The organism is Acetobacter sp. A11-2 (genome assembly GCF_040208445.1).
GTDB lineage: Bacteria > Pseudomonadota > Alphaproteobacteria > Acetobacterales > Acetobacteraceae > Acetobacter > Acetobacter oryzoeni.
On record NZ_CP157843.1, the window covers coordinates 695,035 to 714,172 of the forward strand.

Sequence of the window (19,138 nt, forward strand, 5' to 3'; positions counted from 1 at the left end):
CCAATGGGACAGTTCTTCTACCACACCCTTGCTGGCCAGATTATTCTGATGCTGCTGGAAACACTGGCCGTTTTGGTGCCGCTGCTGATTGCGGTTGCGTATCTTACGCTGATGGAACGCAAAGTGATGGCCGCCATGCAGCGCCGCCGTGGGCCGAATGTGAATGGCCCGTTTGGGCTGCTTCAGGCTTTTGCAGATGCCATCAAGATGATTGTAAAGGAAACAATCATTCCGGCAGGCGCAAACCGTGCTTTGTTTCTGTTTGCACCGTTTCTTACCTTTTCGTTAGCCATGGTGGCATGGGCGGTTATTCCTACAGGTAACGGTTTGGCAGTTGCCAATATCAATGTGGGTATTCTCTACCTTCTGGCTATTTCGTCATTAGGTGTTTACGGCATTCTTATTGCTGGCTGGGCGTCTAATTCCAAATACGCTTTTCTTGGTGGCTTACGCTCTGCCGCGCAGATGGTTTCTTACGAAGTTTCCATTGGCTTGGTGATTGTTTCCGTGTTGCTGGCTGTGGGTAGCCTGAACCTGAACGATATTGTTCTGGCGCAGCGCCATGTCTGGTTCTGCTTGCCAATGTTCCCGATGTTTATTGTGTTTTTTATATCGGCATTGGCAGAAACAAACCGCGCACCGTTCGATCTTCCCGAAGGGGAAAGTGAGCTGGTGGCGGGTTTTTTTGTTGAATATTCATCCTTGGCGTTTGGTCTGTTCTTTTTGGGCGAATACGCAAACATGATCCTTATGTCCTCCATGGTCAGTATTCTGTTTCTGGGGGGCTGGCTGCCACCATTGGGTATTGCACCGCTGACTTGGGTGCCGGGGCCTTTGTGGCTGATTTTCAAAATCCTTTTTTGTCTGTTCGTCTTTATCTGGGTGCGTGCCACGTTCCCGCGGTATCGGTACGATCAGCTTATGCGGCTGGGCTGGAAAGTATTCCTGCCACTTTCCCTTCTATGGATGATCGGAACGGCAGGTTTTCTTATGGCAACAGGTCTGCTGCCCCATATGGGAGGTGTGAACTGATGGGTGCTTTAGGTAACACGCTGCGCTCTTTCCTGCTGAAAGAGCTGGTGGGGGGCATGTCATCCACTTTCCGCATGATGTTTCGCCCAAAAGTGACATTAAACTACCCTTACGAAAAAGGGCCGCTATCCCCCAGGTTTAGGGGGGAGCATGCATTGCGCCGTTACCCAAATGGGGAAGAACGCTGTATTGCCTGCAAGCTTTGTGAAGCGACATGCCCGGCAGAGGCCATTACCATTGAGGCGGAAGAGCGCGATGATGGGTCTCGCCGCACCACACGCTACGACATTGATATGACAAAGTGCATTTACTGCGGTCTGTGTGAAGAAGCCTGCCCGGTAGATGCGATTGTTGAAGGCCCGAACTACGAATTCGCCACCGAAACGCGCGAGGAGCTTATGTACGACAAAGACAAGCTTTTAGCGAATGGAGACAGGTGGGAAGCGCTGCTTGCGCGGCGTCTGGAATTAGATGCCCCGTATCGCTGAGCAGATGCAGGCCATGACATGGCAGGAGGTTGGCCAATGATGGCACAGCTTGTTTTCTACGTTTTTGCAACGGTGCTGCTGTTTTCGGCTGTAATGGTCATTAGCGCACGTAATCCGGTGCATTCCGTGCTTTTTCTTATCCTTGCATTTTTTAATGCAGCGGGTTTGTTCTTGGTAGCTGGGGCCGAGTTTTTGGCCATGCTGCTTGTTATTGTTTACGTGGGGGCAGTGGCTGTTCTGTTCCTGTTTGTTGTGATGATGCTGGATATAGATTTCAGCAGCCTACGCGAAGGTTTTCAGAAACACGCACCTTTAGGCGTATGTGTTGGGGGCGTGTTGTTTGCTGAACTGCTTATGGCGTTCAGTAACTGGAAAATGGCGCCTGCCAATATTGTGGCACCTCTTAATCCTGTGCCTCAGCTTACCAATACGGAAGCTTTGGGAACCGTTATTTACACACACTACGTTTTTCTGTTTCAGGCGTGTGGGCTGGTGCTGCTGGTTGCCATGATAGGCGCCATTGTGTTGACGTTGCGTGAACGCGCTACAGGCCGCCGCCAGAACATAGATAAGCAACACGCACGCACAGTTGAAGAAACGCTGGAGCTTGTACAACTGCCACTTGGCGAAAACGTGTTTGAAAGCGGTGGTTTCCTGCGGCCCAAAGGCTCCTATTACGAAACAGCAGTTCCCGGTTCCTATGGTTCCGGAAATCAGGCTGTAGCGGAAACAGAGGAGAACAGGCCATGACATCCGCAATCGCTCCCATAGGTATTGGGCCTTATCTTTTTGTTAGCGCGGCACTGCTGGTTTTGGGTGTGTTTGGTATTTTTCTAAACCGCAAGAACGTCATCATCCTGCTGATGTCCATGGAACTCATTCTGCTTTCGGCCAATCTCAATCTTGTTGCGTTTTCTTCCGCACATGGAGATCTGTCCGGGCAGGTCATGGTTCTGTTTGTGCTTACAATTGCCGCAGCAGAAGCGGCCATCGGTCTGGCTATTGTTACGGTGTATTTCCGTAATCGTGGATCCATCCAGGTCGAAGACGTGACGATGATGAAGGGATGATTGGCTATGCAGCCCGATCTTAACCTCTTTTCCGCCGCTGTTCTTACACCTCTTGTAGGGGCTACCGTAGCTGGGCTTGGTGGTCGCCTCATGGGTGATACCTTGGCCAAAGCCGTTACCCTTTTGTGTATGGGCATTGCGACGCTTTGTGCCATTGGGGCTTTGTGGGGTGGGTGGCTTGCAGGTTTTGGCCATGCCACAGTGCATCTTGCACAATGGGTTCATGCGGGTGGGTTTGATGCCACGTGGACGCTAAGGTTTGATGCGCTATCTGTCACTATGGTTGCAATGGTGCTTGTGGTCTCGCTGCTGGTGCATTGTTACAGCCTTGGCTACATGAGCCATGACTCTATGCCCACATACAGGTTTTTTTCTTATCTTTCCCTGTTTACCTTTGCCATGCTCATGCTGGTTTCTTCCAATGATCTGATCCAGCTTTTTTTCGGATGGGAAGGGGTCGGGCTCGCCAGTTATTTGTTGATTGGCTACTGGTATGATCGTCCATCCGCAACAGCGGCAGCTATCAAGGCCTTTGTGGTCAACCGCGTGGCGGATTTGTTTTTCCTTGTCGGCATCGGGCTGATTTATGTGCTGTTCCACACTGTGCAGTATGATGCCATTTTTGCACAGGTTCCGCAGGTTCTAAACGCCCCATACACGCTGTTTGGTGTTTCCTTCCGTATGCTGGAGGTTATCTGCCTGCTGCTGTTTGTTGGGGCTATGGGTAAATCGGCCCAGTTGTTCCTGCACACATGGTTGCCAGATGCCATGGAAGGCCCAACACCTGTATCTGCCCTTATCCATGCAGCCACAATGGTTACGGCCGGTGTGTTTCTTATGGCGCGTATGTCTCCATTGCTAGAGTTTGCGCCTGCAACACGCACGTTTATTATTCTTATTGGTGCAACCACCTGCTTTTTTGCAGCAACGGTGGGTATGGTGCAGCCAGATATCAAGCGCACCATCGCGTATTCTACCTGTTCCCAGCTTGGTTACATGTTTGCCGCTGTGGGTGTGGGTGCGTATCAGGCTTCAGTTTTTCATCTGACAACACATGCCTTTTTCAAAGCGCTTCTGTTTCTGGGTGCTGGTTCCGTTATCCATGCAATGCATGATGAACAGAACATGTTTAAGATGGGCGGCTTATGGAAAAAGCTGCCACTGACCTACACGGTGATGTGGATAGGCAGCTTAGCGCTTGCCGGTGTGTTTCCGTTTGCTGGCTATTGGTCCAAGGATGCCATTCTCAATGCGCTGTGGTCCACCGGTTCTTCTGCCAGCATGTATGCATGGAGCTTGGGCACAATCACTGCTTTTCTTACAGCTTTTTATAGCTGGCGGCTTATTTTTCTGGTGTTTCATGGCCAGGCAGCAGATGCCCATGCACGGGATGCCGCGCATGAAAGTCCAGCCGTTATGGGCGTACCTTTAGTGCTATTGGCTTTTGGTGCCGTTGTGGCAGGTATTCTTTTGGCGCCATTTTACATTGGAACGCACCAGATCGGTTTCTGGGAAGGGGCCATTTTCAACGCTCCAGATAATACGATTATGGAAAATCTGGAGCACGTGCCGGGCCTGATTGCCATTTTGCCCTCTTTGGCAGGTTTGGCTGGTATTGCAGTAGCTGTGCTGTGTTATGTGCTGAACCCCGCTTTGCCAACCAATATTGCGCGGGCTTTTGGGCCGCTTTATCGCTTTCTGTTGAACAAATGGTATTTTGATGAATTGTATGATGCCATTTTTGTGCGCCCCTATGCCGCAATCGCACGTGTTCTCTGGAAAGATGGAGAAGAAGGTGTGGTGGAAGCCGTGCCGCATGACATGGTGCAGGCTGCACGTACAAGTGCTGCCCAAGCCGTAAAGCTGCAAACAGGGTCTATCGCTATTTACGCGTTTACGGTGCTGGCCGGTCTAGTTGTGCTGTTAACCGTGGCGCTGTGTGGCTGAGGAAGAAGCAAACATGATGCGCGAAACGGTTTTTTCCTTTTCTTTCTCCTCCCACCTGCGGGGTATGGTGCAATGAGTATGACCAGCTTTAACTGGACAATAGCGGTGCCAGAAATTGTTCTGGCGTTGTCTGGTATTGTTATTCTGGTGGCCGGTGTGTTGCAGCGGAAAGGGGAAGGATTTTTTTCTTCCGCCATGTTGAGCATTGCAGCATTTGCCGTATGCGGGTTTCTGGTTCTGCTGTCTCCCACGAGGGAAGGCTATGCAGGCACCTTTGTAAATGATGGCTTTGCCCGCTTTATGAAGATGCTGATACTGGCAGGTGCATTAACCGCTGTGGTGCTAACGTTCAGTTACCGCACGCGGGATAAAACCACTCTGCCGTTTGAAACCCCGGTGCTGATGCTGTTTTCAACATTGGGTGCGATGATTATGGCATCCTCCGCCAATTTGATGACATTGTTCGTAGGGTTGGAACTCTCATCTCTGTCCATTTACATTTTGTGTGCGATGGAGCGGGATAGCGTGCTGTCATCCGAGGCAGGGCTGAAGTATTTCGTGCTTGGGTCTTTGGCTTCTGGTCTGCTGCTCTATGGTATTTCGCTTGTGTATGGTTACGCAGGTACCATGGAATATACAGGGCTGGTGGCGGCCATTCGGGCTTCCGGCAATCTGCCAATGGGGCTGATTGTTGGTATTGTTTTTATTGTTACTGGCCTGTGCTTCAAACTCTCCGCTGTGCCGTTTCATATGTGGACGCCAGATGTCTATCAGGGTGCGCCCACCCCGGTAACAGCTTATATGGCAGGGGCGCCAAAATTTGCAGCTTTTGCGCTGTTCTTGCGCGTTATGGCCGGGCCGTTTGGTACGGTTGCGCCGCGTTGGCAAATCCTGATTGAAACTGTTTCCGTTCTGTCCATGGTGTACGGGGCTTTTGCAGCTATTCCTCAAGGCAACATCAAACGCCTGATGGCATATTCCTCCATTGGTCATATGGGATATGCCATGATGGGGCTGGCAGCGGCATCGCTTGCAGGCGTGCAGGCCACGCTTATTTATCTGGCCGCGTATTTTGTCATGAACGCAGGTGTGTTTGCCTGCATTACGGCAATGCGGCGGAAGGGGCGGGAAGTTGTCAGTATTTCCGACCTGGCGGGTCTTGGGCGTACAGATCCGGCAATGGCTGCTGTTCTGGCACTGTTTATGTTCAGCATGGTGGGAGCCCCACCTCTGGCTGGTTTCTTTGGTAAATTTCTGGTTTTTGCCGCAGCTTGGCAGTCTGGCCTTTACGTACTGGTGGTAATTGGCGCACTCTCCAGCATAGTTGGTGCGTATTATTATCTGCGGATTGTGAAGGTGATGTATTTTGATAGCCCAGCAGAAGAGCTGGATCGTCCTGCACCCAGCCTGCTGTTTGTTTCTGGTAGCATGGGTTTGGCAACTGCCTTGTTTGTTGCTGGAATGGGCCCTCTCATGGCATGGGCGCATCAGGCAGCACTTGCTCTGGGCGGATGAAAGATCAGCCTAGCCCGTGGCGGCTTGAATGCTTTGCAGAACTGGGCTCCACCTCTGATTTCTGTCTGGAACAGGCACGGCAGGGGGCAGCTTCCGGCCTTGCGGTTTTAGCCTTTAGGCAAACTCAAGGCCGAGGCAGCCGTGGCCGCCAATGGGTGGATGCCGGGCAAAGTCTCGCTTTATCTGTTCTGCTAGATGCGCAACAGGCGGGGCAGGATATGCTGGGGGGGTGGCCGTTTGCCGCCTCTTTGGCGTTTTATGATGGCTTGCTGCGCGCCGTGCCTGCTGTAGCAGGGCATCTCATGATAAAATGGCCGAATGATCTTTTGTTGGATGGTCAGAAGGCTGGTGGTATCCTGATAGAGCGGGAAGGCGCACGCCTTGTTATAGGTTTTGGCGCCAATCTCACGCAGGCGCCATCTCAACAGCAAACAGGTCGCTTTGCCGCTTGCTTGGGCCAGTATGGTGAGGTTCCGCCTGTAAAGGATGTTGCCCAATATATTCTTTCCAGTCTGACAGATTGGTGTGCCGTTTGGCAGCAAAACGGCTTTGGCGCATTACGGCAGGCATGGCTTGATCGGGCGCATCCTGTAGGGACGCCTCTTGTCGTTAGCAGTCGAACTACTTATGAACAGGGGAAATTTGCGGGTTTGGCCGAAGATGGCCGCCTATTAGTGGACACGGAAACCGGTATGAAAACGATCACGACAGGAGATATCCTGCTGGAAGAAGGGGTATAAAGGGTGCTGCTTGTTATTGATGCAGGTAACACCAATGTCGTGTTTGCGGTGCATGATGGTGAAAGATGGCGTGGTGTGTGGCGCATTACCATGCAGCCCCAGCGTACATCTGATGAATATGCTGTCTGGCTGAATGCGCTGTTGCGCACCCAAGGTATTGTGGCAGATGATATTGATGGTGCGGTTATTGGCACTGTTGTGCCCGCTGCCTTGTATCATTTACGCACTTTATGCAGGCAGTGGTTTGCTGTTGAACCGCTTCTTGCATCTGCCCGGCTGGATTGGGGATTTGCCATCAAGGTGGATAACCCTGATGAGGTTGGGGTAGATCGGCTGTTGAATGGTCTGGCTGCACACCATATGTATGGTGGACCACTTACGGTTATAGATTTTGGAACGGCCACAACGTTTGATGTTGTGGATAAGGATGGAAGCTACTGCGGTGGTGTTATTGCTCCTGGCATCAATTTGTCGGTTGAAGCGTTACATCAGGCAGCAGCACGGTTGCCCCGTATAGGAATAGGGCGGCCAGTAGGAGATTCCGCCATTGGGCGCAACACGGTAACCGCAATGCGGTCTGGCGTGTTTTGGGGTTATGTTGGTTTGATTGAGGGGATTGTCGAGAGGATCAGAAAGGAGGTTGGCCCCATGAAGGTGCTGGCAACCGGTGGTCTGGCTCCACTCTTCTCAGAAGGTACGTCTGTTTTTGAACATGTGGATTCAATGCTCACCCTAAATGGGTTGCGTTTGCTGGCGGGGCGAAACCCCCTGCCAAAACTTACAGTGGACCGAGATTATGTTGCAGAAGGGTAAAACACGGAAATGACAGAACAGAACGGCGATCTGGCCTTTCTGCCTTTGGGCGGAACGGGTGAGATTGGCATGAATCTCAACCTTTACCGGTTGGGAGACACGTGGCTGGCGATAGATTGTGGCATTGGGTTTAGTGGCAACGATACGCCAGAAGCCGAAATTCTGGTGCCAGATCCAAGCTTTATTGTAGAGCGCCGGGATAAGCTGGCCGGCTTGGTAATTACCCATGCACATGAAGACCATATTGGCGCTGTGGCTCATGTCTGGCCCATGTTGCAGTGCCCTGTATATGTTACGCCTTTTGCCGCAGCTGTTCTGCGCCGCAAGTTGGCTGAGGCCCGCATTATGGATGTGCCTATTCATGTCATCCAGCCCGGTGCGCGGTTTGATGTAGGGCCGTTTGATATTGAGTTTGTGCCGGTAACGCATTCTGTGCCAGAGGCGCAGTCCATGGTTCTGCGCACGCCCTCCGGCATTGTGGTGCATACAGGGGACTGGAAGTTTGACCCAGACCCGTTGGTGGGGCCTGCAACAGACCTGAACAGGCTGGCCGAAATTGGCCGTGAAGGCGTTCTGGCGCTGGTGTGTGACAGCACCAATGTGATGAAGCCGGGGCCGTCTCGTTCAGAATCCGAAGTGCGCCGCAGCATGACGGAACTGGTGGCAAGCCTTAAGGGCCGCATTGCCGTAACATGCTTTGCCTCCAACGTGGCGCGTGTTGAAACCATTGCTATGGCAGCACAGGCTGCTGGGCGTACGGTGGTTCTGGTTGGGCGTTCCTTGCGCAATCTCGATACCGCTGCGCGGGATTGCGGTTATCTGTCTGGCGTTCTGCCGTTCCTGACAGAGCAGGACGTAAACGATGTGCCAGATGATCAGATTCTGCTGATCATTACAGGTAGTCAGGGTGAGCCTCGTTCCGCTCTGTCTCGCATTGCCATGGATACCCACCCCAACATCGCTTTGGGTGAGGGGGATACGGTTATTTATTCCAGCCGTATGATTCCGGGTAATGAGCGCGCAATTATGGCGGTGCAGGATAATCTTTCACGCCGTGGCGTGCGGGTGATTACGGACCGCGAGCATTTTGTGCATGTGTCTGGCCACGCAACGGGTGGCGATGTGCAGAAAATGTACGAATTGCTCAAGCCGCAGCATGTTGTGCCGGTACATGGTGAATGGCGCCATCTGACAGCACAAGCCGCATTGGCGCAGGAAATGGGTATTGCCCCCGTTCTGCTGGAAGATGGTGATATCCTGCGTCTTTCTCCGGGCAAGCTGGAAGTGGTGGATACAGCCCCAACAGGCCGTCTGGCACTGGATGGTAACCGTCTGCTGCCCATGAACGGAGGGGTGCTGGCTGCGCGCCGCAAAATGCTGTTCAACGGCATAGTCATCGGCAGTTTTGCAGTGGATGAAGAAGGCTTTGTGATTGGTGAGCCCAAGGTGAGCGCACCGGGCCTGCTTGATCCGGATGATCTGGAAAGCGTGCGTGTGCGTGAAGAATTCGCCAACGCGCTGGACATTATTCCAGATGAACTGCGTGGGGATGATGTTTCCTTCCGTGAGGCCGCCAAAACGGCCCTGCGTCGCGCATTGGGGCGTAAGCTGCAAAAGCGCCCATTGGTGGATGTTCACGTACTGCGTGTCTGATACCTGACAGAAGGCGGGGTAAGAGAAAATGCCGGAGTGTCAGGCTTTTCTTTATCCCGCCGCTGTTTTACAGCAGATAGTGATTGGTTACACCAAAGCGGCTTTCGTTCAGGAAAAGTCGCTTTTTTTACAAGGCTGAATGCACCATGCGTCTTTCGCGCAGCTTGCTTCCCACTCTCAAGGAAAATCCGGCAGAAGCCCAGATTGTCTCGCACCGGCTTATGTTGCGGGCGGGGCTTATCCGCCAGACGGCATCTGGCATTTATGCGTGGCTGCCAGCGGGGCTGAAAGTGTTGCGCAATATCAGCCAGATCGTGCGGGAAGAGCAGGATCGGGTAGGCGCGCAGGAAGTGCTGATGCCCACCTTGCAATCAGCCGATTTGTGGAAGCGTTCTGGCCGGTATGATGCCTATGGCCCGGAAATGCTGCGTATTCAGGATCGGCACAAGCGCGAACTGCTGTACGGGCCGACCAACGAGGAAATGATTACGGATCTGTTTGGTCAGACCGTAAAATCCTACAAGGATCTGCCGCAGGTTCTGTATCATATCCAGTGGAAATTCCGTGATGAAATGCGCCCCCGCTTTGGGGTGATGCGAGGCCGTGAGTTTCTGATGAAAGATGCCTACAGCTTTGATCTGGACTACGACTCTGCTGTTGCAACCTATCGGCGCATGCTGCTGGCTTACCTGCGTACCTTCCAGCGTTTGGGTGTGCGGGCTGTGCCCATGCGGGCCGATACTGGGCCGATTGGTGGTGAACTGAGCCATGAGTTCCTGATTCTGGCCCCCACGGGGGAAAGCGGCGTGTTTTACGATGCCGCGCTGGAAGAGCTGGATTGGCTGGATGAACCGGTTGATACCAACAGCCCCGTAGCGCTGGAAGCCTTCTTCAACCGTGTGACAACGCCTTACGCCGCAACGGATGAAATGCACGATGAGGCCGGATGGCAAGCCGTGCCAGAAGAACGCCGGCGTGAAGGCCGTGGCGTAGAAGTTGGCCACATCTTCTATTTTGGCGATAAATACACTCGCTCCATGGAGGTCAGCGTAAGCGGCCCGGACGGAAACCAGCTTTACCCAGAAATGGGGTCTTACGGTATTGGGGTTTCCCGCCTTGCCGGTGCAATTATTGAAGCTTGTCACGATGATAACGGCATTATCTGGCCGGATGCTGTTGCACCCTTCCGTGCAGTTATTCTGAACCTGAAAAACGGTGATGAACTGTGCGATGCCATTTGCGAGCGCATCTACAACACGAATGAAGAAGCCTTCCTGTATGATGATCGTGCAGAACGTGCTGGCGTAAAGTTTGCAGATGCAGACCTTATGGGCCACCCGTGGCAGATTGTTGTAGGCCCACGTGGTGCCAAGGGAGGTAAGGTGGAACTGAAGCGCCGTGCCACCGGTGAGCGCCATGAAATGAGCGTGGATGACGCGCTGGCTCTGGTTCTGGCAGGCTGATCAGCATGTTCGGACCCTTTGAGCGGGCGGTGGCGGGCCGTTACCTCCGTGCGCGGCGAGGGGAACGGTTTGTATCAGTTATTGCCATTTTCTCGCTAGTTGGCATTGCCCTTGGTGTGGCAACGCTCATTATCGTTATGGCTGTGATGAACGGCTTTCAGGCCGACCTTATGGGGCGCATTCTGGGGTTGAATGGGGATCTGACCATTTATGGTCAGGGCCGCACAATCTCCCAGTATGAAGATGTCACGCGTAAGGTTCGGTCTGTTCCGGGCGTGGTCAGCGCCACACCTTTGGTGGAAGGGCAGGTGCTTCTCAGCGCCGGGGCCTATAATTCTGGCGGCATGGTGCATGGTCTGACACCGCAAGGGCTGAAAGACCTTAAAGCCGTCAGTTCTTCCATTATTGCTGGTTCACTAGATGATTTTGGCCCGGATGATTCCATCGTTGTGGGTGTTACAATGGCGGAACGGGCAGGCTTAGGTATTGGCTCTGGCCTTACCCTTGTTTCACCAGATGGAGCAGCCACGGCGTTTGGCACCGTGCCACGTGTGCGCCGGTATCGGGTGGTGGCTATTTTTGATGCTGGGGTGAACGACTACAACTCCAGCGTTGTGTTTTTGCCCATGCACGCGGCGCAAATTTACTTTCAGATGCCCAGCAAGGCCACGCAGATCCAGGTCATGACCAAGGATGCAGAGCACGTGCGCCCTGTTACCCTTGCCATTGAAAATGCGGTGGGGGATCCGGGCCTGCGCGTGTTGGATTGGACGAACGCCAACAATGCTCTGTTTGGCGCCGTGCAGGTGGAGCAGAATGTGATGTTCCTTATCCTCACGCTGATTATTCTTGTGGCGGCTTTTAATGTTATTTCCTCTCTCATTATGATGGTGAAGGATAAAACAGCCGATATTGCCGTGCTGCGCACCATAGGGGCCAGCCGCGGCGCCATTATGCGCATTTTTCTAATGTGCGGTGCTTTTGTAGGCGTAACGGGCACTGTGGCAGGCACGGCACTCGGCGTTGTGTTCTGCATGAATATCGAGCGTATCCGTCAGCTTCTGCAAAAACTGACCGGCACAAACCTGTTCAACCCGGAAGTTTACTATCTGGAGCACCTGCCTGCAAAGCTGGTGTGGGGGCAGGTGGTCGAAGTTATTGTCATGGCGCTGGGGCTTTCCTTGCTGGCAACGCTTTATCCTTCTTGGCGTGCGGCCAAAACAGACCCTGTGGAGGCTTTGCGGCATGAATAATCAGCCAGTTTTAAGCCTGAAGCACGTTCGCAAGGCTTATCGCAGTGGGGATGAGGGGGTTCTGCCTGTTTTGCAGGATATCAATTTCTCTCTGCATGCCGGTGAAATTGTGGGTCTGGTTGCGCCATCAGGCACAGGTAAATCAACCTTGCTGCATCTGGCTGGTTTGCTGGATACGCCAGATGCGGGCGAGATTGTTATTGCGGGCCAGATTACCACTGGTATGGCAGATGCCGGACGCACGGCGATGCGGCGAGACCAGATAGGATTTGTCTATCAGTTTCACCACCTTCTGGGTGAATTTACAGCCAAGGAAAACGTAGTGCTCCCGCAGATGATTGCGGGCGTAGGTAAGGCACAGGCGCGCCGTAAAGCTGAAGAGCTTTTGCGCATGTTTGGTTTGGCGCACCGTGTAAACCATCTGCCGGGCAAGCTTTCGGGCGGTGAGCAGCAGCGCGTTGCCATTGCGCGTGCTTTGGCAAATGACCCTGCACTGCTGTTAGCCGATGAACCTACCGGCAACTTGGATGTGCATACGGCAGATAGCGTGTTTTCTCAGTTGCTTGATGTTGTGCGCCAGAAAGGGCTAGCTGTTCTGGTGGCAACCCATAACCGCGAATTGCTACCGCGCATGGATAGGGTTGTGACCATGCAGGAGGGCAGGCTGGTACCTGCCGATTTTAACGGCGATGCACTGCCTGCCTCTGCTGGTTGATTTTTACGATTTAAGAGCGTTTTCCACAGCATGCCTGACACGCCCAGATGTAGGCGGCGTTAGGCAGCTGAACCACGCAACAGGCATTCCCTGACGGTTGGTGAGATACTTAAAGAAGTTCCACCGTGGCCGTGCCAGAAAACCAAGCTCACTATCCAGCCATTTAAAAAGCGGAATAGCATCTGGCCCTTTTACAGGGCTGCGTGCCGCCATAGGGAAGGTGACCCCATAATTGACTTGGCAGAAGGACGAAATCTCTTCCGAGGTGCCGGGTTCCTGCTGGCCAAAATCATTGCTTGGCACCCCTACAACAACCAGCCCAGCTTTTTGGAACTGTGTCCATAAAGCCTGCAAGCCTTCGTACTGTGGAGTAAATCCGCATTTGGATGCGGTGTTCACCACCAAAACAGGTTTCCCCCGATAAGCGCTCAGATCAAGGGTGCTTCCATTTAGGGCGGGGAGTTTAAAATCATATATACAGGTCAAGTTCATGCCCTTTTGCTGCTATGGTGCAGGAAAGGCTTTATCTGTAGCGCAGGACGGAAAAGGGAGCGAGATTTTGGTGCATTTATTTGCGGCATAATGCCGAAGTGAAGAAGTGGAAGCCTGCTGCCCGTTTTCGGGTTCTTGTTTTTCAGGCTTCCACTATATCTTCTGCGCGGCAAGATCGGTTCTGATTTTTGTTATTCATTATATTGAACTCGATCCCGTATTTGGAATAATGAAGAGATCGGACCTCTCTGTCAACAAGGAAAATAAGAAAAAGCATGTCCAAATCACAGGACACGGTTCCCGCATTGCGGCGGGCCGTTCGTATTCTTGATATGGTGAAGGCTTCCAGCAGGCCGCCCTTGGCCGCAGATGTGGCGCGCCAGCTCGATTTGCCGCGCAGTACGGTGCATGGTCTGCTGTCTGTTATGGTAGAGTTGGGGCTGCTGGAGAAAAACGCATCTCAGGGCTACAGGCTGGGCACACGCCTGTTGGACTGGGCCGGAGATGTGACAGAAAAGCGCGATCTGGTAACGGAATTCTACCATGTGCTGGAGAATCGTGCCGATCTGGATGCGTTTACAGTAACGCTAACCATGCTGGAGGGGGCGGAGGTTGTGTATGTGGCCTGCCGCAATAGCGCTACGGTGCTTGGGGCCTCTTTTAGGGTAGGAATGCGCTTACCTGCCATATTTACGGCCACAGGTAATGCCATGCTGGCTGGTATGGATGATACGTCTTTCAGAGAATGGCTGGCTCTTAACCCTGTTTCCACATGGTCAGAACCGCTTACACCGAACGGTATTTGCTCCGTAACGACATTGGTGCGTGAAATCGCAGAAATTCGTGACAGAGGATACGCCGTAGATGATGAGCAGGTGCATGAAGGCCTATGGTGCTTTGCTGCCTCTGTAAAAGATCATTCCGGGCAGACGGTAGCCGGTATTGGCATCAGCCTGCCTCAAACAGAATTAAGCCGTTTCACGGTTGCGCAATTGGGCAATATGGCTGCGGGGTTGGCGCAGGCTGTTTCTATCCGTTTGGGTTATCGTGGGGAACGGCAGGATTTTTCCTGATGATTCCAAAGGGACTTTCTAATGTCTTTTTTGCATCTGTTATTTAAGCGTCGTTTTGCCAAAGCCAGTGCCGTAGGTTTGTTGCTTGGGGCCGGAGGCGTGCTGGCAACGCCATATGCTGGTGCGGTTTCTGCCCCGCAAACAGTGGTGCGTTATTTTGTCTATGCACATGGGCTGCATGTTATGACCATTAACAGTGCTTATCGCCTAAGTGGGAACCAATATAGCGTAGCGGCCCAAAGCAAAACGGGCGGGTTGTTCCAGCTTTTCATGAAAACAAATATTAATCTGCGTGCGCAGGGACATTTTTATAATAGCGGCATGCCTGAGCCAGAAAGTTACGAGAGCGCAGGCTGGTCTCGCGGTAAAAACCGGCACATGTCCATTGCCTATAAGCAGGATATGCCGGACGTGCAGGCAATGGAGCCTGTAGAAACTGACCGTGAACAGATTTTGCCAGATGAGCGCAAAGGCACTGTAGATAATGTGGCTATTCTGATGGCGCTTTTGCACAAGGTGCAGGAGGGGCAGGGCTGTGGCAATGGTGCCGTGAAGGTATTTGATGGTGTGCGCTTAAGCACGTTGCAGGTGCAAACAGACGGTGTGCAACCTTTGCCAGATGGCGCATCAAAAGATTGGGGAGAAGATGGCTTGCGCTGTAATTTTGTGGCGCAGCAGATCAAGGGCTTCAAGCTGTCCAGCGCAGATCGTAAAGCCAGAAAGCCACAACAGGGCCGTGTCTGGTTTGAGAATATTCCCCAGATCGGCATGGTAGCAACCAGAATAGAGGTGGATAGCCCCAAAATAGGGCACATTATGGTGGAACTGGAAGGGAAACCTCAGTTGCAGCCATAAATGGTAAAAGCCCCTATCTATGTAGATAGGGGCTTTTTTGTATTTATTCCACGGTCACAGATTTTGCGAGGTTACGTGGTTGGTCCACATCTGTGCCTTTCAGCACAGCAACTTCGTAAGCCAGCATCTGCACCGGAATGGTTTGCAGAATGGGGGCTACAAAATCATGCACGTGGGGCAGAACCACCATCTGTTCTGCAATGGCAGAAACACGTTCAGCCCCTTTGGTATCCGTAAACACCAGCAGGCGGCCACCGCGTGCTTTAGCTTCCTGCAGATTGGAAAGCGTTTTTTCAAACAATGCGTTTGAAGGTGCTGTAGCCACAATCGGCACTGTGCGATCGATAAGGGAAATCGGTCCATGCTTCATTTCACCAGCAGCATATGCTTCTGCGTGAATATAGGAGATTTCCTTCAGCTTGAGCGCGCCTTCCATGGCAACGGGGAACATGCTGCCACGGCCCAGATACAGAACATCGCGCGCTTCCACCACAACTTGCGCCATGGTGCGAATAGCGTCTGTCTGGTTGAACACTTCTGCCGCGCGGCTAGGGAGGTCCAACAGGGCGCTGACAAGATGTTCTTCTGCCAACGTGTCCAGCTTGCCGCGTGCACGGGCTGTGGCAATGGTCAGGCACGCCAATACGGTTAGCTGAGCTGTAAAGGCCTTGGTGGATGCCACAGAAATTTCCGGGCCAGCCACTGTGCCCAGCACAACATCGCTTTCCCGCGCCATGGTGCTGTGTTCAACATTCAGCACGGAAGCGATGTGAATTGCTTTTTCACGCAGGCTGCGCAGGGCTGCCAGTGTATCTGCTGTTTCCCCAGATTGAGAAATCAACAGCCCCAAGGATCCTGCCGTAAGCGGTGGATTGCGGTAACGCATCTCGCTGGCAACATCTATATCCACGGGCAAGCGGGCAATTTCTTCCAGCCAGTAGCGGCCAATCATCCCGGCAAAAAAGGCAGACCCACAAGCGGTGATAACGGCACGCGGCACTTCTGCCAGATCAAAAGGCAGTTCAGGCAAAATAACGCGGCGAGAAGCCGGGTCTACCATGCGCTGCAAGGTCTGGCCGATTACCAACGGATGTTCGTGCAGCTCTTTTTCCATGTAATGGCGGTAACCATCTTTACCGATGGAACCGGCAGCCAAGGCGGTGAGCTGGATGGTACGTTCAACTGGCGCACCATCAAAGGTCATGAATTCTGCACCCTTGGGGGTGATAACAACGCAATCACCATCTTCCATGTAGGCGATGCGGCGGGTCAGCGGTGCCAAAGCCAGTGAATCGGAGCCCAGAAACATTTCATCATCGCCAAAGCCTACAGCCAGAGGCGCACTATGGCAGGCGCCAATCATCAGCCCTTCATGGCCAGCAAAAATCATGGCAACGGCGTATGCGCCTTCTAGGCGACGCAGTGCACGCAGTGCAGCTTCCTTGGGTTCCAGACCCTGCTGCAGGTGGTAATCGACCAATAGGGCAATAGTTTCACTATCGGTTTCTGTTTCAAAAACCTGACCAGCAGCTTCCAACTCACGCCGCAGGGTTTCAAAGTTTTCGATAATACCATTGTGCACAATAGCCACGCGCTCGGTACCATGAGGGTGAGCATTGCATGCAGTGGGGGCACCATGTGTGGCCCAGCGTGTGTGGCCAATACCGGTAGTACCGGGCAGCGGAGATTTCTTGAGCAGTGCCGCAAGGTTATCCAACTTGCCTGCTGCACGGCGGCGTTCAACACGCCCATCTACTAATGTAGCAATACCTGCGGAATCATAGCCCCGATATTCCAACCGGCGCAAACCTTCAAAAACAATAGGGGTGGCATGCCTTCGGCCAACAACGCCGCAGATCCCACACATCAGCCATTTTCCTTTTTTACTTGCAGGCGCTCTTTGAAAAGCCTGCCCATTTCCGCTTTATTCACCTGCTGCGCCCGACCAAAAGCCAAAGCCTCATCTGACACATTTTGTGTAATGACACTGCCTGCAGCCACCAAAGCGTTGTTTCCAATACTTACGGGCGCCACAAGAATGGAATCCGAACCAATAAAGGCTTTGTCTCCAATTATGGTGGTGTGTTTGAACACGCCATCATAGTTGCAGGTAATAGTGCCTGCGCCAATATTGGTGCGGCTGCCGATTTCGGCATTACCCAGATATGTCAGATGATTGGCTTTGGAACCTTTGCCCAGCGTTGTGGCCTTGAGTTCAACAAAGTTGCCAACGCGTGCAGAAGCGCCAATGGTGGTGCCTTCCCGAATGCGCGCATAAGGGCCAATAATCGCATTGGCTTGCACTTCGCATCCTTCAAGGTGGCTAAAGGCCCGAATAATTGCACCACTTTGCACGGTTACACCCGGGCCAAAGAACACATTGGGTTCTATCAACACATCGGGGTCAATTTGCGTATCAGCACTTAAAAACACAGTTTCTGGCGCAACCAAAGTTACACCATTTTCCATGGCTTTATTGCGTAGGCGTGTTTGCAGGGCTGCTTCTGCCTGCGCGAGTTCCGCACGGGAATTTACGCCGCGCAGTTCATCTTCTGCTGCTTCTACCGCGCGCACCTGCACGTTATCGGCAACGGCCAGATCCACCACGTCTGTCAGATAATATTCGCCCTTGGTGTTATCATTACGCACGTTATGGAGCCAACGGCGGAAATCCACGGCATCAGCACACAATACACCGGCATTGCACAGGTCAATCGCGCGCTCTTCTGGAGTGGCGTCTGCCCATTCCACAATACGTTCTACATTGCCATCTTGGGCTACTACGCGGCCATAGCGTGCAGGATCGGCCGGGCGCATGGCCAACAATGCCAAACCTACATTCGGCTTACGGCGTTCTTCTAGCAGGCGGTTGAGAGTTTCTGCTGAAATCAGAGGGTTATCAGCATACAGCACAGCCACATCGCCATCACCAAACCAGGCTTCGGCCTGTAAGGCAGCGTGGGCAGTGCCCAAGCGTTCTTGCTGCACAACCACCGGGTAGGGGGCTGCCAGTTCGGCAACTTCTTCCATATCTGGGCCGATTACAACAACCAGCCTGTCAAATACCTCCGCTGCGTTGGCAAGCAGATGTGCCAGCATTGGCCGGCCGCCAAGAGATTGCATGGCTTTAGGGCGGGAGGATTTCATGCGGGTGCCCAGTCCGGCGGCCAGAAGAACCGCCGTGGCAGGACGTGGTGCGGAAATAGACGTCATAAGAGCATGCGGTAAGCCAAGCTCCGGCATGTGTCAAACGTCTCCTCACCGGAAAACAAACATGCCAATATCATAAAAGTTTTCAGATATTTACTCGGTAAGGAAAAACCGCATGTCCGCACCTCGTCTGGCTGTTTTTGATATGGACGGCACGTTGCTTGATTCCGTGCCAGATCTGGCTGCGTGTAGCCGGGAATTACTCGAAATCTGCCACCTTCCGCCTCTGACAGATGCAGAGGTGTGCACCATGATAGGCAATGGCGTGCCTACTTTGGTGCAACGTGTTCTGAATGCCGGACGAGAAAAGCAGAAAACCATAACTGCGCAGCCTTATACGCTACCGCTTACGGAGTCTGAAGCTGTGCAAAAGTTTATGGAGCTTTACACACCGCGGGCCACGCGTCTTTCGCGTCTATTCCCCGATACTCAGCAGGCATTGGAGCAGTTGAAAGATGCAGGATGGTTGCTGGCTGTATGCACCAACAAGCCAGAGGTAGCAGCCAGACGTATTTTAGATAATTTTGGCCTGACATCACTTTTCGCGGCAATAGGCGGAGGTGACAGTTTTGCGGCCCATAAACCAGATCCTGCGCATTTACTGGGGACAATAAAGCAGGCGGGGGGAGAGGCTGTGCGCAGTGTTATGATTGGAGATATGCCGCCAGATTATGGTGCGGCTACAGGGGCTGAAGTGAAGTTTGTGTTTGCTGCGTGGGGATATGGTTCCAGCGCATTGGCGGCACAGGTAGATGGCCAGGCAGCTAGCATGGCGGAGATTCCTTCCGCACTACACGCGTTGCTGCCCGCCTAAATCTG

18 protein-coding genes are annotated in these 19,138 nt (G+C 53.0%); 15 read left to right on the forward strand and 3 right to left on the reverse strand.

Annotated elements, in window-relative coordinates:
- Positions 1-3: 3 nt before the first annotated feature.
- The 12 genes from nuoH (at position 4) to ABNV41_RS03405 (ending at position 12,689) form a co-directional block, all read left to right on the forward strand.
- The gene (gene nuoH / locus ABNV41_RS03350; protein WP_006116565.1) at positions 4-1,032 is read left to right on the forward strand and encodes an NADH-quinone oxidoreductase subunit NuoH; all 1,029 of its coding nucleotides are present in this window, start codon (positions 4-6) and stop codon (positions 1,030-1,032) included.
- A complete protein-coding gene (gene nuoI / locus ABNV41_RS03355) occupies positions 1,032-1,520 on the forward strand; it encodes an NADH-quinone oxidoreductase subunit NuoI (protein ID WP_019088402.1) in 489 nt (162 codons plus the stop codon). Before nuoH ends, nuoI begins: the two co-directional genes overlap by 1 nt.
- An 18-nt stretch (positions 1,521-1,538) precedes the next feature.
- Positions 1,539-2,270 carry an NADH-quinone oxidoreductase subunit J gene (locus ABNV41_RS03360; protein ID WP_080986821.1) on the forward strand — a complete coding sequence of 244 codons (732 nt, stop codon included), beginning with the start codon at positions 1,539-1,541 and terminating at the stop codon, positions 2,268-2,270.
- A complete protein-coding gene (gene nuoK / locus ABNV41_RS03365) occupies positions 2,267-2,590 on the forward strand; it encodes an NADH-quinone oxidoreductase subunit NuoK (RefSeq protein ID WP_006116568.1) in 324 nt (107 codons plus the stop codon). Before ABNV41_RS03360 ends, nuoK begins: the two co-directional genes overlap by 4 nt.
- A 6-nt stretch (positions 2,591-2,596) precedes the next feature.
- Positions 2,597-4,537 (forward strand): NADH-quinone oxidoreductase subunit L, encoded by a 1,941-nt coding sequence (gene nuoL / locus ABNV41_RS03370; RefSeq protein ID WP_349934987.1) that lies wholly within the window; start codon positions 2,597-2,599, stop codon positions 4,535-4,537.
- 72 nt (positions 4,538-4,609) lie between these two features.
- Positions 4,610-6,052: an NADH-quinone oxidoreductase subunit NuoN gene (gene nuoN, locus ABNV41_RS03375; protein ID WP_050820059.1), complete on the forward strand. Its 1,443-nt coding sequence runs from the start codon at positions 4,610-4,612 to the stop codon at positions 6,050-6,052.
- A complete protein-coding gene (locus ABNV41_RS03380; RefSeq protein WP_050820058.1) occupies positions 6,049-6,792 on the forward strand; it encodes a biotin--[acetyl-CoA-carboxylase] ligase in 744 nt (247 codons plus the stop codon). Before nuoN ends, ABNV41_RS03380 begins: the two co-directional genes overlap by 4 nt.
- 3 nt (positions 6,793-6,795) lie before the next feature.
- Complete coding sequence (locus tag ABNV41_RS03385; RefSeq protein ID WP_050820057.1) at positions 6,796-7,605, forward strand: type III pantothenate kinase; 810 nt, start codon at positions 6,796-6,798, stop codon at positions 7,603-7,605.
- 9 nt (positions 7,606-7,614) lie between these two features.
- Entirely contained in the window at positions 7,615-9,258 is a 1,644-nt protein-coding gene (locus ABNV41_RS03390) for a ribonuclease J (protein WP_050820056.1), read from the forward strand.
- 146 nt (positions 9,259-9,404) lie between these two features.
- On the forward strand, positions 9,405-10,721 hold the full coding sequence (proS, locus tag ABNV41_RS03395; protein ID WP_349934988.1) for a proline--tRNA ligase: 1,317 nt from the start codon (positions 9,405-9,407) through the stop codon (positions 10,719-10,721).
- A gap of 5 nt (positions 10,722-10,726) precedes the next feature.
- Positions 10,727-11,974 (forward strand): lipoprotein-releasing ABC transporter permease subunit, encoded by a 1,248-nt coding sequence (locus ABNV41_RS03400; RefSeq protein ID WP_050820054.1) that lies wholly within the window; start codon positions 10,727-10,729, stop codon positions 11,972-11,974.
- Positions 11,967-12,689 carry an ABC transporter ATP-binding protein gene (locus ABNV41_RS03405; protein ID WP_349934989.1) on the forward strand — a complete coding sequence of 241 codons (723 nt, stop codon included), beginning with the start codon at positions 11,967-11,969 and terminating at the stop codon, positions 12,687-12,689. The genes ABNV41_RS03400 and ABNV41_RS03405 overlap by 8 nt, the downstream gene beginning before the upstream one ends.
- Before the next feature lie 3 nt (positions 12,690-12,692).
- Here the strand turns inward: ABNV41_RS03405 and ABNV41_RS03410 are convergent, their stop codons facing one another.
- The gene (locus ABNV41_RS03410; RefSeq protein WP_080986820.1) at positions 12,693-13,181 is read right to left on the reverse strand and encodes a glutathione peroxidase; all 489 of its coding nucleotides are present in this window, start codon (positions 13,179-13,181) and stop codon (positions 12,693-12,695) included.
- Positions 13,182-13,456: 275 nt separating this feature from the next.
- On the opposite strand from ABNV41_RS03410, the gene ABNV41_RS03415 reads away from it, so the two are divergent.
- Both ABNV41_RS03415 and ABNV41_RS03420 read left to right on the forward strand, forming a co-directional pair.
- Positions 13,457-14,254 carry an IclR family transcriptional regulator gene (locus ABNV41_RS03415; protein WP_050820052.1) on the forward strand — a complete coding sequence of 266 codons (798 nt, stop codon included), beginning with the start codon at positions 13,457-13,459 and terminating at the stop codon, positions 14,252-14,254.
- A gap of 21 nt (positions 14,255-14,275) precedes the next feature.
- The gene (locus ABNV41_RS03420) at positions 14,276-15,109 is read left to right on the forward strand and encodes a DUF3108 domain-containing protein (RefSeq protein ID WP_050820051.1); all 834 of its coding nucleotides are present in this window, start codon (positions 14,276-14,278) and stop codon (positions 15,107-15,109) included.
- A gap of 43 nt (positions 15,110-15,152) precedes the next feature.
- Here the strand turns inward: ABNV41_RS03420 and glmS are convergent, their stop codons facing one another.
- A complete protein-coding gene (gene glmS, locus ABNV41_RS03425) occupies positions 15,153-16,976 on the reverse strand; it encodes a glutamine--fructose-6-phosphate transaminase (isomerizing) (RefSeq protein ID WP_050820050.1) in 1,824 nt (607 codons plus the stop codon).
- Positions 16,976-18,352 carry a bifunctional UDP-N-acetylglucosamine diphosphorylase/glucosamine-1-phosphate N-acetyltransferase GlmU gene (gene glmU, locus ABNV41_RS03430; protein ID WP_050820049.1) on the reverse strand — a complete coding sequence of 459 codons (1,377 nt, stop codon included), beginning with the start codon at positions 18,350-18,352 and terminating at the stop codon, positions 16,976-16,978. The genes glmS and glmU overlap by 1 nt, the downstream gene beginning before the upstream one ends.
- An 82-nt stretch (positions 18,353-18,434) precedes the next feature.
- Between glmU and ABNV41_RS03435 the strand changes: the two genes are divergently transcribed.
- Positions 18,435-19,133 carry an HAD family hydrolase gene (locus tag ABNV41_RS03435; RefSeq protein WP_050820048.1) on the forward strand — a complete coding sequence of 233 codons (699 nt, stop codon included), beginning with the start codon at positions 18,435-18,437 and terminating at the stop codon, positions 19,131-19,133.
- Positions 19,134-19,138: the final 5 nt, after the last annotated feature.

Coding starts and splice junctions, on each gene's coding strand:
- nuoL (WP_349934987.1), top strand. CDS start 2,597: ATGCAGCCCGATCTTAACCTCTTTTCCGCCGCTGTTCTTACACCTCTT.
- ABNV41_RS03405 (WP_349934989.1), top strand. CDS start 11,967: ATGAATAATCAGCCAGTTTTAAGCCTGAAGCACGTTCGCAAGGCTTAT.
- nuoN (WP_050820059.1), top strand. CDS start 4,610: ATGAGTATGACCAGCTTTAACTGGACAATAGCGGTGCCAGAAATTGTT.
- ABNV41_RS03380 (WP_050820058.1), top strand. CDS start 6,049: ATGAAAGATCAGCCTAGCCCGTGGCGGCTTGAATGCTTTGCAGAACTG.
- ABNV41_RS03360 (WP_080986821.1), top strand. CDS start 1,539: ATGGCAGGAGGTTGGCCAATGATGGCACAGCTTGTTTTCTACGTTTTT.
- glmU (WP_050820049.1), bottom strand. CDS start 18,352: ATGCCGGAGCTTGGCTTACCGCATGCTCTTATGACGTCTATTTCCGCA.
- nuoI (WP_019088402.1), top strand. CDS start 1,032: ATGGGTGCTTTAGGTAACACGCTGCGCTCTTTCCTGCTGAAAGAGCTG.
- nuoH (WP_006116565.1), top strand. CDS start 4: ATGGGACAGTTCTTCTACCACACCCTTGCTGGCCAGATTATTCTGATG.
- ABNV41_RS03420 (WP_050820051.1), top strand. CDS start 14,276: ATGTCTTTTTTGCATCTGTTATTTAAGCGTCGTTTTGCCAAAGCCAGT.
- glmS (WP_050820050.1), bottom strand. CDS start 16,976: ATGTGTGGGATCTGCGGCGTTGTTGGCCGAAGGCATGCCACCCCTATT.
- ABNV41_RS03400 (WP_050820054.1), top strand. CDS start 10,727: ATGTTCGGACCCTTTGAGCGGGCGGTGGCGGGCCGTTACCTCCGTGCG.
- ABNV41_RS03410 (WP_080986820.1), bottom strand. CDS start 13,181: ATGAACTTGACCTGTATATATGATTTTAAACTCCCCGCCCTAAATGGA.
- ABNV41_RS03435 (WP_050820048.1), top strand. CDS start 18,435: ATGTCCGCACCTCGTCTGGCTGTTTTTGATATGGACGGCACGTTGCTT.
- nuoK (WP_006116568.1), top strand. CDS start 2,267: ATGACATCCGCAATCGCTCCCATAGGTATTGGGCCTTATCTTTTTGTT.
- proS (WP_349934988.1), top strand. CDS start 9,405: ATGCGTCTTTCGCGCAGCTTGCTTCCCACTCTCAAGGAAAATCCGGCA.
- ABNV41_RS03415 (WP_050820052.1), top strand. CDS start 13,457: ATGTCCAAATCACAGGACACGGTTCCCGCATTGCGGCGGGCCGTTCGT.
- ABNV41_RS03390 (WP_050820056.1), top strand. CDS start 7,615: ATGACAGAACAGAACGGCGATCTGGCCTTTCTGCCTTTGGGCGGAACG.